Genomic DNA, 14,805 nt, shown 5'->3' on the forward strand with positions numbered 1-14,805 from the left:
TGGCAGCGATCCTCGGCGTTGGCGTATGACGGGGTCAGGCTGCCAGATAGAGGCGGGTGTATTCGCATCCCGGCCCGCAGGCATGGCCACTGACGCCGATCCCATGCTGTCGCATCACTTGAGCGATCTTGGCGGCAGTCTGACACGATCGGTCGAACACCTGTTGATAGGTGAGCCGGACGGTTGACCGGCCATCGACCGCGGCATCGAGGTCGCGCTCGAAATCTTTGTTCCGTGCGCATGCCGAGTCGTGAAACAGGCGGCCGTCGAGTTCGACAACGAGCCGTTCCGCGTATTCGCTGTCGCGATAGACCACGCCGGCCGAGGAGACGGAGCGGGTCTGCCGCTTGGCCCGAGGCAGGCCATGCGCTCGCTCGATGCGATTGCGGTATCCGTATTCGAGAACTGAGCAAGTTCCTTCGGCAATATCGACCAGAACTGCGCGCAGCCACCGCCGACCGCGTATGCGTTGGCGGGCATCGAGGACTCGCAAAAGACGGTCTGCCGTGGTGCGCCGCGACTGGCAGGCATCGGCCAGCACCGCGACGGCATCCAAACCCGTTGCGCGGGAAGCAACGTCAAGTGCGGCTTCCTCGTACCGCAACCGTGGCGGCCCCACGTTCCACAGCACCCGGCCGTCCAGGTGGTCGATGTGGTGGATACGTACTCCTTCCGGTTCGACCAGCTTGGCCCGATGGCGCGAGACTGCGACATGGATCAGCGGGCCTTCGATCGTCAAGGCGGACTCGAGACACAATGCGGCCGGCGCCGCGTAAAGAACCGCAGCCCACGCACGTTGCAGCCAGGTCAGAGGTCCGGTGTGGTCGATGTAAACGCCGGGGTGGACCCGTGCCCATTCGTTACGCCTGAGCAGGCGTCGGATGTGGTGGTCCTGCAGCCCGGCATCGATGGCTTGGCGACGCGAAATGACGCCCGCCTGCTGGCGAACCACTTCATCGATGTCCACGCGATCGATGCTGGCCGATCGACGCTGTCCGGACCAGTCTCCTGGTCGCCGGCCTGTGGATAACCACTTACGCCGCGGATTGCAGTCACCAGGTGACTGCAATCCGCGGCGTTGACGGCTAGGACTGCTCGGCGCCGCCGGGGAACGCCACGACGGCCGGCGTCACGCCGAGGGCCGCGCGCCACCGGGCGGCCAGCACCGCGCAATCGGTGAGGGCCTTGACGGCCAGGGTCCGGTCTTCGGTGGTGGTGGCCTGCTCGGCCACCGCGCGCCAGGCGACGGCGGTCTCCTCTTCCATCTGCAGCGCCAGCTTGCTCGCGTCGGCGGGATTGTTGGCGTCGACCGGCAGCTGATAGCCCGCGGCCGGCAGCGGTGCCGGCACCGATCGACCGGCCAGCGCGGTGATGCCGGCTTCGCGGTTGGCCCGGTGCTTGGCCATGGCCTCGGCCACCAGATCGTTGACGTCTGGCGTGGTGTGCGCCGACACCAGGCCGTAGCCGTAGATGGTGCCGTGCTCGGTGGCGATCGCGTCGTACAGCGCTGCGTCGGCGGCGCTGCCCGGTCGGGTCGGGGTCGGTTGCGGGCTGGTCATGGTGCGGCCTGTCCGGCGAGGGTGACGGTGTGCGCCGCGGTGCACGCGGCGGCGATCGAGGCCAGCAGCCCGGCCCGGTAACCCGATTGGCCGGCCGCCGCGCGGCCCGCGCTGTCGGCGGCCTGCTCCAGCGCCGCCACGACTTCCTGCGGTGTCGGGGGCGCGGGTGCGGGGGTGGCGCCAGGCGTCGGTGCCGCACTCGTGGCGGGCGACGTCTCGGTGCTGGACGACGGTGCGGCGGGCGGCGGGCTGCCCATCCGGGTCAGTTCGTCGGACAGTGCGCGGGCATGAGCTTCCCGCAGCGCCGCGACGGACGTGAGCGCCGGCGCCGACTGCGGCGGCACGCCGGTGGCGGCGGAGGTGGCCAGTTGGCTGTCGCGGCGGGCGCGGTCGAGTTCGGCGGTCAGGATGTCCAGGGCGGGGTCGCGCTGCGGTGCCGATCCGCAGGCCGACGCCCCGGCGCCGAGCAGTGCAAGTGCCGCCGTGCCAAGCAGGACACGCCGTCGGCTGACGGTGGTTTCGGTGTGCGGCACAGCCACATCCTGCCATTGCCGACAGCGCCTTCCCGGCACCGCGGCGCCGGATGTTCTCCGGTGCCGCGGTCGCGATTGCCATTCGGCCATGCGCTGCTGGCGTATCGTTGGTACCGGGTTCACCCTTCTGGGGGCCCTGTCCGCACAACTCAAGATGAGGAGCTCGCCGTGGCCCGGGACACGCCGGAACGACCGCTGCAACCCAGTCGGTTACCGACCACAGGCCAGGTGCTTGAGCTGCTCAGCAGTGCTTTTGCGGACGCCGGATACGACATCGAAGATGTGCGGGTGGACGCTGCCGCACGGCCGCCGCGCATCGTCGTGGTGGCCGACGGTGACTCGGGTCTGGACCTCGATGCGGTCGCCGATCTCTCGCGCGTCGCATCCGAACTGCTGGACCAGGTGACCGCGGAATCCGAGCCGTATGTGCTGGAGGTCACCTCGCCCGGCGTGGAGCGTCCATTGACCGCGGAGCGGCACTACCGCCGCGCCCGTGGTCGCAAGGTCGAGCTGACCCTGGCCGACGGCACGTCGCTGACGGGCCGGCTGGGCGAGCACGACGGCAGCGCGATCCAACTGGTCGTCGCCAACCGCGGGGTGCTGTCGGTGACCACCGTCGCGCTCGCGGACATTACGAAAGCTGTTGTACAGGTTGAATTTTCACCACCCAATCGCCGGGAACTGGAGCTGGCGGGTATGACCGGAGAGGGGGCCGACGGATGAACATCGACATGGCGGCACTACATGCCATCGAGGCGGACAAGGGAATCAGCGTCGACGTCGTCGTCGACACCATCAAGACGGCGCTGCTGACCGCGTACCGCCACACCGACGGGCACGAGCCCGACGCGTACATCGACATCGACCGCAAGTCGGGCATCGTGCGGGTGATCGCCCGCCAGACCGACACCGACGGGACCGTCATCCACGAGTGGGACGACACCCCCGAGGGCTTCGGCCGCATCGCGGCGACCACCGCGCGTCAGGTCATCCTGCAGCGGTTGCGCGACGCGGAGAACGAGAAGAACTACGGCGAGTTCTCGGCGCGTGAGGGCGACATCGTCGCCGGCGTGATCCAGCGCGACGCCCGGGCCAACGCCCGCGGCCTCGTGGTGGTGCGGGTCGGTACCGAGGCCAAGGGTTCCGAGGGCGTCATCCCGGCCGCCGAGCAGGTGCCGGGGGAGAGCTACGTGCACGGCGACCGCGTGCGCTGCTACGTCGTCGGGGTCACCCGCGGCGCCCGCGAACCCGTCATCACGCTGTCGCGTACGCACCCGAACCTGGTCCGCAAGCTCTTCTCGCTGGAGGTCCCCGAGATCGCCGACGAGTCGGTCGAGATCGTCGCGGTGGCCCGCGAGGCCGGGCACCGGTCCAAGATCGCCGTCGCGTCGCGGGTGCCTGGGCTCAACGCCAAGGGCGCGTGCATCGGCCCGATGGGTCAGCGCGTGCGCAACGTGATGAGCGAGCTCTCGGGCGAGAAGATCGACATCATCGACTACGACGAGGACCCGGCGAAGTTCGTCGCCAACGCGCTGTCGCCGGCCAAGGTCGTGTCGGTGACGGTGATCGACGAGGCGCAGCGCGCGGCGCGCGTCGTGGTGCCCGACTTCCAGTTGTCGCTGGCGATCGGCAAGGAGGGCCAGAATGCCCGCCTGGCGGCGCGACTCACCGGTTGGCGCATCGACATCCGCAGCGACGCCGACGGTCAGGGCGCGCCCGCGGCCCCGGGAGGCCGCAGCGGCGGCCACGATCGCTGAGGCGAAAACCCGCAGTTACCGGCGGCGTGTCGGGGCCGCGACCGCGATTGAAGTTCAAGGGCCCCGAGACGGTAGACTGCACTGTGATCCAGCGCGAGACTCCGACAGCTCCGGTGCGTACCTGCATCGGCTGCCGGAAACGAGAGCTGGCCGTCGACTTGCTTCGAGTGGCCGCTGTACGCGACGGGAACGGTAAATGCGCCGTCTCGGTCGATGCAGCGGGTAACCTGCCGGGTCGGGGTGCGTGGTTGCACCCGGTTCAGCAGTGCCTCAACGCGGCAGTTCGGCGGCGAGCATTCGCCCGAGCGTTGCGCATCACCGGTTCGCCGGACACCTCTGCGGTCGAAGAGTTCTTCAGTGCCTTACCGGCCTGACGGACCCGGAACGCCACAGCAACAGAACAGGTAGCGAAGAACATGAGCACACCGTGAAGTCCCGATGACCATGCGTCATAGCTAAACCGAGGCGCGGCCTACCCACCGCTGACGCCTCACGACGAGGAGAGAAGTGGCAGCAGGTAAGGCACGCGTACACGAGTTGGCCAAAGAACTCGGTGTCACCAGCAAGGAAGTGCTCGCCCGACTGAGCGAACAGGGCGAATTCGTCAAATCAGCATCGTCGACCGTCGAGGCCCCTGTGGCCCGCCGGTTGCGCGAGGCATTCGGCGGCGGCAAGCCCGCCAAGTCCGAGGCACCGGCCGCCCCCGCGGCCAGGCCGTCGGGTGCCCCGAAGCCCGGCGCACCCAAGCCGGCTCCCGCCGCGGCACCCGCCGCACCGGCACCGGCAGCGCCGGCCGCAGCAGCTCCGGCACCCGCAGCACCGGCTGCTCCCGCCGCCGGTGGCCCCAAGCCCGGCGCACCCCGCCCCGCGGCTCCGCAGGCCCCGGCTCCGGCTCCCGCAGCGCCCGCCGCTCCGGCAGCGTCCGCGGCCCCGGCCGCCCCGGCTCAGCCGCGTCCGGCCACCCCGGGCGCGACCCCGGGTCCGCGTCCCGGCGCACCCAAGCCGGCTCCGCGGGCTCCGCGTGTCGGCAACAACCCCTTCTCTTCGCAGCAGCCGGTCGAGCGCCCGGCCCCGCGTCCGGCTCCCGGTCCCGGTGGCCCGCGTCCGGGTCCCGGCGCCGGCGGTCCCCGTCCTGGCGGCGGCCCGCGTCCGGGTGTCACGCCGGGCAACATGCCCCCGCGTCCGCCGGGTGCCCGTCCGGGTGCCGTCGGTCGTCCGGGTGGTCCGCGTCCCGGCCCCGGTGGCGGTCCGCGTCCCGGTGGTGGCCCTCGTCCCGGCGGTGCCGGTGGCGGTGGTAACTACCGCGGCGGTGGCGCCGGTGGCGGCGCAGGTGCAGGTGCCGGTGGTGGCTTCCGCGGTCGTCCCGGAGGCGGCGGCGCTCCCGGTGGCGGTGGTCCCGGTGGCGGCGGCGGTCGTCCCGGTCAACGCGGCGGTGCCGCGGGTGCCTTCGGGCGTCCCGGTGGCGCGCCCCGTCGTGGCCGTAAGTCGAAGCGCGCAAAACGCGCCGAATACGAGAACATGCAGGCCCCGATCGTCGGTGGCGTGCGGTTGCCGCACGGCAACGGCGAGGTCATCCGCCTCGCTCGCGGTGCGTCGCTGAGCGACTTCGCCGAGAAGATCAACGCCAACCCGGCTTCGCTGGTGCAGGCGCTGTTCAACCTGGGCGAGATGGTGACCGCCACGCAGTCGGTGGGTGACGACACCCTCGAGCTGCTGGGCAGCGAGATGAACTACGTCGTGCAGGTCGTGTCCCCGGAGGACGAGGACCGCGAGCTGCTCGAGTCGTTCGACCTCACCTACGGCGAGGACGCCGGCGACGAGGACGACCTGGCCAGCCGGCCGCCGGTGGTCACCGTCATGGGCCACGTCGATCACGGTAAGACGCGACTGCTGGACACCATCCGTAAGGCGAACGTCCGCGAGGGCGAGGCCGGTGGCATCACCCAGCACATCGGCGCCTACCAGGTGCTGACCGAGCTGGACGGCAACGAGCGTCTGGTGACGTTCATCGACACCCCGGGTCACGAGGCGTTCACCGCCATGCGTGCCCGTGGTGCCAAGGCCACCGACATCGCGATCCTGGTGGTCGCCGCCGACGACGGCGTCATGCCGCAGACGGTGGAGGCCATCAACCACGCGCAGGCCGCTGATGTGCCGATCGTGGTGGCGGTCAACAAGATCGACAAGGAAGGCGCGGATCCGCAGAAGATCCGGGCGCAGCTGACCGAGTACAACCTGGTGGCCGAGGATTACGGCGGCGACACCATGTTCGTGGACATCTCGGCCAAGCAGGGCACCAACATCGACGGTCTGCTCGAAGCCGTGCTGCTCACCGCGGACGCTTCGCTGGACCTGCGGGCCAACCCCGACATGGAGGCCCAGGGTGTGGCCATCGAGGCGCACCTGGACCGCGGTCGCGGCCCGGTCGCCACGGTGCTGGTGCAGCGCGGCACGCTGCGCGTCGGTGACTCGGTGGTCGCCGGTGACGCCTACGGCCGCGTCCGCCGCATGGTCGACGAGCACGGCGAGGACGTCGAAGAGGCGTTCCCGTCGCGTCCGGTCCAGGTCATCGGTTTCACCTCGGTGCCCGGCGCCGGCGACAACTTCCTGGTCGTCGACGAGGACCGCATCGCCCGCCAGATCGCCGACCGGCGCAGCGCGCGCAAGCGCAACGCGCTGGCCGCACGTTCGCGCAAGCGCATCAGCCTGGAAGACCTGGATTCGGCGCTGAAGGAAACCAGCCAGCTGAACCTGATCCTGAAGGGCGACAACTCGGGCACCGTCGAGGCGCTCGAGGAGGCCTTGATGGGCATCCAGATCGACGACGAGGTGGAACTGCGCGTCATCGACCGCGGTGTCGGTGGCGTCACCGAGACCAACGTCAACCTGGCGTCGGCGTCGGATGCGATCATCATCGGCTTCAACGTGCGTGCCGAGGGCAAGGCGACGGAGCTGGCGAACCGAGAAGGCGTGGAGATCCGGTACTACTCGGTGATCTACCAGGCCATCGACGAGATCGAGAGCGCGCTCAAGGGCATGCTCAAGCCGGTCTACGAGGAGAAGGAGCTCGGCCGCGCCGAGATCCGCGCCATCTTCCGGTCGTCGAAGGTCGGCAACATCGCTGGTTGCCTCGTGCAGTCGGGCATCATGCGGCGTAACGCCAAGGCCCGCCTGCTGCGCGACAACATCGTCATCGCCGAGAACCTCACGGTGTCTTCGCTCAAGCGTGAGAAGGACGACGCCACCGAGGTCCGCGAAGGTTACGAATGCGGTCTGACGCTGACCTACAACGACATCAAGGAAGGCGACGTCATCGAGACGTACGAGCTCGTCGAGAAGGCTCGGACGTAGGTGGCAGATCCAGCACGGGCCAAGCGATTGGCCAAGCGCATCTCGACGATTGTCGCTTCGGCGATCGAGTACGAGATCAAGGATCCGCGGCTCGACGGCGTGACGATCACCGATGCCAAGATGACCGGTGATCTGCACGACGCCACGCTGTACTACACGGTTATCGGGACCAGCCTCGACGAGGAGCCGGATTACGCCGGTGTCGCGGCTGCCCTCGAGAAGGCCAAGGGTGCGCTGCGCTCGAAAGTCGGTGCGGGAACAGGAGTTCGGTTCACCCCGACGCTGACTTTCGAGCGCGACACCGTGCCCGATGCGGCTCTGAAGATGGAGGAGCTGCTGGCCCGGGCTCGTGCCGCCGACGAGGACGTGGCGCGCATCCGCGAGGGTGCCAAGCACGCCGGTGACGCCGATCCGTACCGTGTGGTGGGGGACAGCGATTCCGAGGATGCAGGTGACGGCGATCGAACCGACGACTGAGATTCGGCCGCAGGGCGCGCGGGTTGACGCGCGCGGTGCGGCCGACTTACTCGGTGCGGTCGACAGCGTCAGCGTGGTTGCCCACGTCTACCCCGACGCCGACACCATCGGGGCGGGCCTCGCGCTCGCATTGGTGCTCAGCGAAGCCGGCAAGGACGTGCAGGTCGGCTTTGCCGCTCCTGCGACCGTGCCGGACTCGCTGCAGACCCTGCCCGGCGGGCACCTGCTGGTGCCGCCGGACCAGATGCGGCCCGACGCCGACCTGGTGGTCACCGTCGACATCCCGAGCGTCAACCGACTGGGTTCCCTGGCCAAGCTGGCCGATCCCGGCCGGCAGGTGCTGGTGATCGATCACCACGCCTCGAACCGGTTGTTCGGCACCGCGAATTACGTTGACCCGTCGGCGGATTCGACCACCATGCTGGTGGCCGAGCTGCTGGACGCCTGGGGCAAGCCGATCGAGCTGCCGGTGGCGCACTGCCTGTACGCCGGGCTGACCACCGACACGGGCTCGTTCCGGTGGGCCAGCGCCCGGGCCTACCGGCTCGCGGCGCGGCTGCTCGACATCGGCGTCGACAACGCCGCCGTCAGCCGCGCGCTGCTCGACACCCACCCGTACTCGTGGCTGCCCATGCTCTCCCGGGTGCTGTCGACGGCGTGCCTGGTGCCCGAGGCGGCCGGCGGCAAGGGCCTGGTGTATGCCGTTGTGTCACACCAGGAATACGCGGCTGCCCGATCGGAAGAGGTCGAGAGCATCGTGGACATCGTGCGGACCACGTCCGAGGCCGAGGTGGCCGCGGTGCTCAAGGAGATCGAGCCGGGGCAGTGGTCGGTATCCCTGCGGGCCAAGACCGCGGTCGACGTGTCGGTGCTGGCGAGTTCCTTCGGCGGCGGCGGCCACCGGTTCGCGGCGGGCTACTCACCGACCGGAACCACCGAAGTCGTCGTCGCGGCCCTCGTCGCCGCCCTCTCTTGACCCCCTTCCCGCGAGCGTGCGTGTTTGTACGCCGACACGCCGTGTTTGGCGTGCAATTCGGGGCCGCTCGCGGCCGGCGAGCGTGCGCGTCATGACCACCGAGGTAACGGGCCGGCGCATCGCGGGGCTCGCTTTCCCCGCGCTCGGCGTGCTGGCCGCCGAGCCGATCTACCTGCTGCTGGACACCGCGGTCGTCGGCCGGTTGGGCGCACTTCCCTTGGCAGGTCTGGCGGTCGGCGGCTTGATCCTCAGTCTCGTCGGGTCGCAGCTGACCTTCCTGTCGTACGGGACGACGTCACGGTCGGCCCGGAGCTTCGGCGCCGGTGACCGGGCCGGTGCGGTCGGGGAGGGCGTACAGGCCACCTGGCTGGCGCTGGCTGTCGGCGCGCTCATCGTGGTGGTGGTGCAGGCGTTGGCGCCGTTTCTGCTCACGGCCATCGCCGGATCACGCGGCGGCATCGCGGAGACGGCACTGCCGTGGCTGCGCATCGCAGTCCTCGCGGTACCGGCGATCCTGATGTCCATGGCCGGCAACGGCTGGCTGCGTGGCGTGCAGGACACCGTGCGGCCGCTGCGGTATGTGCTTGTCGGCGTGGGTGTTTCAGCGGTGCTGTGTCCACTGCTGGTGTTCGGGTGGCTCGGATTGCCGCGGCTGGGCCTGACGGGCTCTGCGGTGGCGAACCTCGTGGGGCAGTGGCTCGCCGCGGCGCTTTTCGGGTATGCGTTGTTGTCCGAACGGGTTTCGCTGCGGCTGCGGCCGGACGTGCTGCGCGCCCAACTGACCATGGGGCGCGACCTGGTGCTGCGGTCCCTGGCGTTCCAGGTGTGTTTCCTGTCTGCCGGCGCGGTCGCGGCCCGGTTCGGTGCGGCCGCCGTCGCCGCCCATCAGGTGGTGCTGCAGCTGTGGAATTTCCTTGCGCTGGTGCTGGATTCGCTGGCCATCGCGGCGCAGTCGCTGGTCGGCGCGGCGCTCGGCGCGGGGGAGCCGGCGCACGCCAAGACTGTGGCGCGGCGCGTGACGGTCTACTCGGCCGCTGCGGCGACGGTGCTCGCGGCCGTGTTCGCACTCGGCTCCGGCGTGCTGCCGGCAGTGTTCACCGCCGATCATGCGGTGCGCGACCAGATCGGCATCCCGTGGTGGTTCATGGTGGCCCAATTGCCCATCGCCGGGATCGTTTTCGCCCTCGACGGGGTGCTGCTGGGCGCGGGTGACGCGAAGTTCATGCGCAACGCCACCCTGATCAGCGGGCTCGTCGGCTTCCTGCCGCTGATCTGGCTGTCGCTGGCCTTCGGGTGGGGCCTGGCCGGCATCTGGTCCGGGCTCAGCACATTTTTGGTGCTGCGGCTCGTCTTCGTCGGCTGGCGCGCGTTGTCCGGTCGCTGGGCGTAACTGGCGCGCCTTGCGCGAGCGTGCGTGTTTGTACGCCGACACACCGAGGGTTCCGTACAGAAACGTCCCGCTCACCGCTGGTGAGCGGGACGTTCTTGTACAGCTGGAGCGGCGTGTCGGCGTACAAACACGGTCGCTCGCGGGAATTACACCTGGGTGCGGCCGCGCTGCATGACGGCGTCGCGGTTGGCGGCGATGTCGTTGCCGCTGGACGCGTCCATCCACTTCCGGGCCGATGCGGCTTCGATCCACAGCCCGGCGTCGGTCTGGGAGCCGTCGATCTTGTGGTACGAGTCCAGCAGCGCGCGCACGGCGTTCTGGTTGTTCCCGACGATCGAGGCGGCCACGCGGCGCGCCGTCGGGAGCAGCTCGTCGTGCGGCACCACCTCGGTTACCAGCCCGGCGCGCAGCGCCTCGGCCGCCGACAGGTAATCGCCGGTCAGGCTCATCCTGCGGGCCAGGCCGACGCCGGCCTTCTGCGGCAGCCGCACACTGAGGCCCCACGTCGGCAGCAGCCCGACGCGGGCGTGGGTGTCGGCGAACTTTGCGTTCTCGGAGGCGATCAGGATGTCGCAGTACAGGGCGAGTTCCAGGCCGCCGGTGACGGCCGCGCCGTTGATGGCGCCGATCACGGGCTTGGTCATGTTGGGCCACTTCGGCGAGATGTCCGGCAGATCCGCGCCTTCGCCGAGTTCTTTGAGGTCGAGGCCGGCGCAGAACACCGGGTCGGCGCCCGTCAGGATCACCACGTCGACGTCCGGGTCGGCCTCGGCCTGGCGCAGTGCGCCGTAGAAGGCGTCGCGCAGCTCGTAGGACAGCGCGTTCCGGGACTTGGGCCGGTTCAGCGTCAGGGTGCGAACCCGGTCGGTGGTGTCGATCAGTAGGACGTCGGTCACGTTGGCTCCTTGCGTTGCGGTCACCCACCGACACCGTAACTTGCGGCCTGGACGGGCCTATCGTGGAGGGCATGTGCCGCAACATCACCGAACTGCGTGGCCTGGAGCCGGCCGCCACGGCCGAGGAGATCGAGGCCGCCGCGCGTCAGTACATCCGTAAGGTCAGCGGGATCACCCGTCCCACCGCTGCCAACGTCGATGCTTTCGAAGCCGCCGTCGCGGAGGTCACGGCCGTCACCGAGAGGCTGTTGGACCAGCTGCCGGCCCGTCGGCAGCCGCCCAAGACGGTGCCGCCGTTGCGGCGGCCCGAGGTGCAGGCGAGGTTGGCCGCCAAGTGAATTCGCCCGCGCTCAAGGAGTGGGGCGCGGCGGTCCAGGCGCTGCTCGACGGGCGGCAGACGGTCCTGTTGCGCAAGGGTGGCATCGGGGAGAAGCGTTTCGAGGTATCGGCGCCGGAGTTCGTGTTCTTCCCGACGGTCGAGCACAGCCACGCGCAACGGGTCCGGCCCGAATTCACCGATCTGCTGAACCGGGCGGCCGGGGACAGCACCGATACCGAGGTGGTTGTGCGCGGTGGCGCGAAAGTCGTTGCCGCCGTGGCAGTCGAGCGCCCGGAGCAGTTGGACGCCATCGCCGATCTTCATATCTGGACCGCTGAGTCCGTTCAGAACGACCGGCTGGATTTCCGGCCCCGGCACCGGCTGACGGTCCTGGTGGTGCAGGCGAAACCGCTCGTGGCTCCGGTGCGGCTGCCGCGCACGCCGGACTACGCCGGCTGCCGCAGCTGGGTGGAGCTGCCCGTCACACCCGAGTGGGGCTCGCCGGTGCACGACGACGCGGCGCTGGCCGCCGTCGCCCAGCGGGTGCGTGACTCAGTCGGCTGACAGCGCCACCGTCGGTAGCAGCAGCCGCGACACCCCGCCCGTCCCGTGATGGATCGTGTGCGTGGCCGGCACCATGCGCTCGCCGGAGACGACGGGCTCGCCGGTGCCGAGGTTGCGGTCGTAACGGGGGTGGCAGCCGCCCGCGACGATCACCCGTAGCCGGGACCCGGCCGGGATCCGGTGCGCGACGGCGTCGAGCTCGAGCCGGATGGTCTCGGGTTCGTCGGAAGGTGTTGTGAGCCTGCGGAATCCATCGCTGACGTTGCGGGACTTGCCGTTAACGTCGACCACGCTGAGCCGGACGAAGATGTCCCGGTTGGGGTTGTCGCAGGACTGCGTCAGCTCGATCACCGGCGTGCCGACCAGGTACAGGTCTTCGGTGAGCGGCTCACCGGTGAAGTCGACGACGTCGGGCCGCCGGCTGAGGGCGGAGTCCTCCTGGTAGCCCGCCGACGACGACAGCAGCCGGCCGCCCAGCGTGGGCGTCGGCGCCGCGGGATCGAAGGTGAACCGTGACGGCGGTGCGGTATCGGCGGGCGTGGCGGCGCTGAGCCGGTGCGCCGGTTGCAGGTGGAGCTCGAGTTCGGTGGCAGCCGGTGGCCAGTCCGGCATGGTCAGCCAGCCCTGTCCGTTGACCTCGACCCGGACGGCCGCCCGTTCGGATGCCGGCGCGCGCTCGGCCAGGTGGGTGTCGAGCCACGCCAGGGATTCGCGCAGCACCGTGGCGCCGCCGCGGGTCATCACCTGGGTGTGGGTCCACGATCCGATGGTGACGGCGGTCGGCACGCCACGCGATTTCAGGCGCTGGAACTGCGTCAGGGTCTGCTCCAGGAAAAGGTCCTGCCAGCCACCGATGAGGAGCACCGGCACGTCGACCTTGTCGAGCGTGTCGCTGAAGGCCATGTTCTCCCAGAACGGGTCGGTGCCGTCGGGGTGGCTCAGCCAGGATTCGTACCAGGTCGCTCCGGAACCCAGTAGCCGGCGTCCGGCGGCTCCGGCCGGCACCTGGTCGTGCGTGCGGGCGACCAGGCGCGGTGCCCGAAAGCGCCGGGTCAGCACGGCCAGAGGTGGATCTTCCTGGTGCGCCATCATGTCGCTCCAGCCCAGGAAGTTGTCGAGCGTGAAAGCGCCGGTGCCCCAGGTTGATTCGGCGAAGTCGTGCGGGCCGACCATGATGATTGCGGCCTTGAGCTCGGGCGGGGGATCGGTGAGCAGCGCCCACTGGGTGAAGCCCAGGTACGACAACCCGATTGTCGCGAACGACCCGGTGAACCACGGCTGATCGCGCAACCAGGCCGCGGTGTCCACGGCGTCGGCGATCTCGTTGACCATCGGTTCGAAGTCGCCACCGGAGCCGAACGTGCCACGCACGCTCTGCAGCAGCACGTGGTAGCCGCGGCGGGCGTACGCCGCACCGAAGGCCGGGCCGAACGGGAAACCGCGTCCGTAGGGGCAGCGGACCAACAGGGTGCCTTTGGCGGTGCCGGTGGGGGCGTAGTGGCTGCCGACGAGTTCGACGCCGTCCCGCATCGGGGTGGTGACGCGACTGACGGTGTAATCCGTCGTCGGCGGCGGGACGTCGAGGACGCGGCTCAGCAACCGGGAGCCGAGACGGGCGATTCGGGAGCTCACGTTTCGAAGGGTACTGATTGGCGGGGGACCGTGACGGCCGTGAGGTCCTCCGGCCGGATCGAGCATGCAAGATCTGATGCTCCTATTGGTGTCAAGCAGCTTGGAGCCATGATCTGTATTGATCAGCCAGGGCGTCGTCGCGTTGTAGTCCGCGTTCGATGCGGGAGATGACGGTGGGCCAGACGCCGAAGTGGTTCGCAGCGGCGGTGACGGTGATGTTTTTGGATTGCCGGGCTGGCCGTAGGTCGTTGTATTCAGGTACTGCGATCTGGCGGGTCAGGAGTTTGAAGACTTCGCGGGCGATGGCCCGTTTGAGTTTGCGCAGGATCTCCATTTTGTTGTGGCCCTTGGCGAGCTGTCGTTGCACGTAGTCCTTGGTCGACTGGTGACTGGACATGCGCACCAGGGCGATGCGGTGCAGCGCGTTGTTGGCGGCGCGGTCACCGCCGCGCGATAGGCGGTGCCGGTTGGTCTTACCCGAGGACGCCGGCACTGGCGCGGTGCCGCACAGAGCGGCGAACGCGGCTTCACTGTGCAGCCGGTGCGGGTTGGCTCCGGCGGTGATCAATAGCTGGGCGGCGGTGTCCGGGCCGACACCGTAGGCAGCGCGCAGGCCGGGGTTGGCCTTGGCGACAAGGGCATCGATCTGCGTTTGCAGGGTTTCGGCTTGGGTTTCGAGGAATTGCACGCGTTGGGCGAGCATCTTGGCCGCGGTGAGCAGCGACTGTGCCCACGTGTCGGCCACAGTGTCGGGGCGGCAGCGGGCGATGGCCTCGATCAACTTCAATGTTGTTAAGCCACGGTACTTTTCACGCACCGCATCCGGCGCCGATATCAGCATGGCTTTGATCTGGTTGATCACCGCGGTGCGGTGCTTGACCGCCGAACGACGAGCGATGTGCAGGGCACGCAATCCGGTGGTGGCATCGTCTTTGGGGGTGGCCAGGCCCTCGCCGGCCAACACGGTGCGGGCGGCGCTGTACGCGTCGAGCGGGTCGGATTTTCCTTTGAGTCGGCGGGTGGACTTGACCGCTCTCGTCACCTCCACCACCTCGATCCCCGCGGCGGTTAAGGCCCGGGTGAACCCGGCGCCGTAGCTGGCGGTGCCTTCCACACCGATGCGCACAATGTGGCCCAGTGTCATGAGGAATGCGATCGCCGCGGCGTACCCGGCGCCGGTGGTGGGGAACTCCTTGTCGCCGAGGGTGGCGCCGGTCGTGGTGATCGCGGCGACGTGGATGGTGTCGAGGTGGGTGTCCGCACCGGCGACGATGAGCGCAGATTCTGTCAAGATGATGGTGTCCCTTCTGACCAGCGTTGGGCGGGGCACACACCGGCCAGGGCGGGCAGA

The 14,805-nt window shown here is 69.4% G+C and carries 15 protein-coding genes; 9 read left to right on the top strand and 6 right to left on the bottom strand.

Annotation, left to right across the window (positions count from 1 at the left end; genetic code table 11):
- Positions 1-34: 34 nt before the first annotated feature.
- The 3 genes from ACJEIK_RS12475 to ACJEIK_RS12485 all read right to left on the bottom strand — a co-directional run bounded on the left by ACJEIK_RS12475 (position 35) and on the right by ACJEIK_RS12485 (position 2,092).
- The gene (locus ACJEIK_RS12475; protein ID WP_409431538.1) at positions 35-967 is read right to left on the bottom strand and encodes a type IV toxin-antitoxin system AbiEi family antitoxin domain-containing protein; all 933 of its coding nucleotides are present in this window, start codon (positions 965-967) and stop codon (positions 35-37) included.
- Positions 968-1,085: 118 nt separating this feature from the next.
- Complete coding sequence (locus tag ACJEIK_RS12480; protein WP_060999798.1) at positions 1,086-1,559, bottom strand: ferritin-like domain-containing protein; 474 nt, start codon at positions 1,557-1,559, stop codon at positions 1,086-1,088.
- On the bottom strand, positions 1,556-2,092 hold the full coding sequence (locus ACJEIK_RS12485) for a hypothetical protein (RefSeq protein WP_061010305.1): 537 nt from the start codon (positions 2,090-2,092) through the stop codon (positions 1,556-1,558). The genes ACJEIK_RS12480 and ACJEIK_RS12485 overlap by 4 nt, the downstream gene beginning before the upstream one ends.
- Positions 2,093-2,260: 168 nt before the next feature.
- Between ACJEIK_RS12485 and rimP the strand changes: the two genes are divergently transcribed.
- The 7 genes from rimP to ACJEIK_RS12520 all read left to right on the top strand — a co-directional run bounded on the left by rimP (position 2,261) and on the right by ACJEIK_RS12520 (position 10,043).
- Positions 2,261-2,815, top strand: a complete 555-nt coding sequence (gene rimP / locus ACJEIK_RS12490; protein ID WP_061006985.1) for a ribosome maturation factor RimP — start codon at positions 2,261-2,263, stop codon at positions 2,813-2,815.
- Positions 2,812-3,849 (top strand): transcription termination factor NusA, encoded by a 1,038-nt coding sequence (nusA, locus tag ACJEIK_RS12495; protein WP_061006984.1) that lies wholly within the window; start codon positions 2,812-2,814, stop codon positions 3,847-3,849. Before rimP ends, nusA begins: the two co-directional genes overlap by 4 nt.
- 167 nt (positions 3,850-4,016) lie before the next feature.
- Positions 4,017-4,223 (top strand): DUF448 domain-containing protein, encoded by a 207-nt coding sequence (locus ACJEIK_RS12500; RefSeq protein ID WP_324612534.1) that lies wholly within the window; start codon positions 4,017-4,019, stop codon positions 4,221-4,223.
- A 133-nt stretch (positions 4,224-4,356) separates the two neighbouring features.
- The gene (gene infB / locus ACJEIK_RS12505; RefSeq protein WP_409431539.1) at positions 4,357-7,200 is read left to right on the top strand and encodes a translation initiation factor IF-2; all 2,844 of its coding nucleotides are present in this window, start codon (positions 4,357-4,359) and stop codon (positions 7,198-7,200) included.
- Positions 7,201-7,677: a 30S ribosome-binding factor RbfA gene (rbfA, locus tag ACJEIK_RS12510; RefSeq protein WP_060999649.1), complete on the top strand. Its 477-nt coding sequence runs from the start codon at positions 7,201-7,203 to the stop codon at positions 7,675-7,677.
- Positions 7,646-8,653, top strand: coding sequence for a bifunctional oligoribonuclease/PAP phosphatase NrnA (locus tag ACJEIK_RS12515; protein ID WP_324609683.1), 1,008 nt, complete (start codon positions 7,646-7,648; stop codon positions 8,651-8,653). Before rbfA ends, ACJEIK_RS12515 begins: the two co-directional genes overlap by 32 nt.
- A 91-nt stretch (positions 8,654-8,744) precedes the next feature.
- Positions 8,745-10,043 carry an MATE family efflux transporter gene (locus ACJEIK_RS12520; RefSeq protein WP_061010476.1) on the top strand — a complete coding sequence of 433 codons (1,299 nt, stop codon included), beginning with the start codon at positions 8,745-8,747 and terminating at the stop codon, positions 10,041-10,043.
- A 146-nt stretch (positions 10,044-10,189) separates the two neighbouring features.
- Here ACJEIK_RS12520 and ACJEIK_RS12525 read toward each other — a convergent pair whose 3' ends face one another.
- Positions 10,190-10,939, bottom strand: coding sequence for an enoyl-CoA hydratase (locus ACJEIK_RS12525; RefSeq protein WP_020101948.1), 750 nt, complete (start codon positions 10,937-10,939; stop codon positions 10,190-10,192).
- Positions 10,940-11,010: 71 nt separating this feature from the next.
- Here ACJEIK_RS12525 and ACJEIK_RS12530 point away from each other — a divergent pair, with 71 nt between their 5' ends.
- Both ACJEIK_RS12530 and ACJEIK_RS12535 read left to right on the top strand, forming a co-directional pair.
- A complete protein-coding gene (locus ACJEIK_RS12530) occupies positions 11,011-11,277 on the top strand; it encodes a DUF2277 domain-containing protein (protein ID WP_060999751.1) in 267 nt (88 codons plus the stop codon).
- Entirely contained in the window at positions 11,274-11,822 is a 549-nt protein-coding gene (locus ACJEIK_RS12535; protein WP_060999651.1) for a DUF1802 family protein, read from the top strand. Before ACJEIK_RS12530 ends, ACJEIK_RS12535 begins: the two co-directional genes overlap by 4 nt.
- On the opposite strand, the gene ACJEIK_RS12540 is transcribed toward ACJEIK_RS12535, so the two are convergent.
- Both ACJEIK_RS12540 and ACJEIK_RS12545 read right to left on the bottom strand, forming a co-directional pair.
- Positions 11,811-13,520, bottom strand: coding sequence for a CocE/NonD family hydrolase (locus ACJEIK_RS12540; protein WP_082762152.1), 1,710 nt, complete (start codon positions 13,518-13,520; stop codon positions 11,811-11,813). The genes ACJEIK_RS12535 and ACJEIK_RS12540 overlap by 12 nt on opposite strands.
- Positions 13,521-13,545: 25 nt before the next feature.
- Positions 13,546-14,745, bottom strand: a complete 1,200-nt coding sequence (locus ACJEIK_RS12545) for an IS110 family transposase (RefSeq protein ID WP_133426027.1) — start codon at positions 14,743-14,745, stop codon at positions 13,546-13,548.
- Positions 14,746-14,805: the final 60 nt, after the last annotated feature.

It is taken from the genome of Mycobacterium sp. SMC-16 (genome assembly GCF_046250085.1).
GTDB lineage: Bacteria > Actinomycetota > Actinomycetes > Mycobacteriales > Mycobacteriaceae > Mycobacterium > Mycobacterium phocaicum.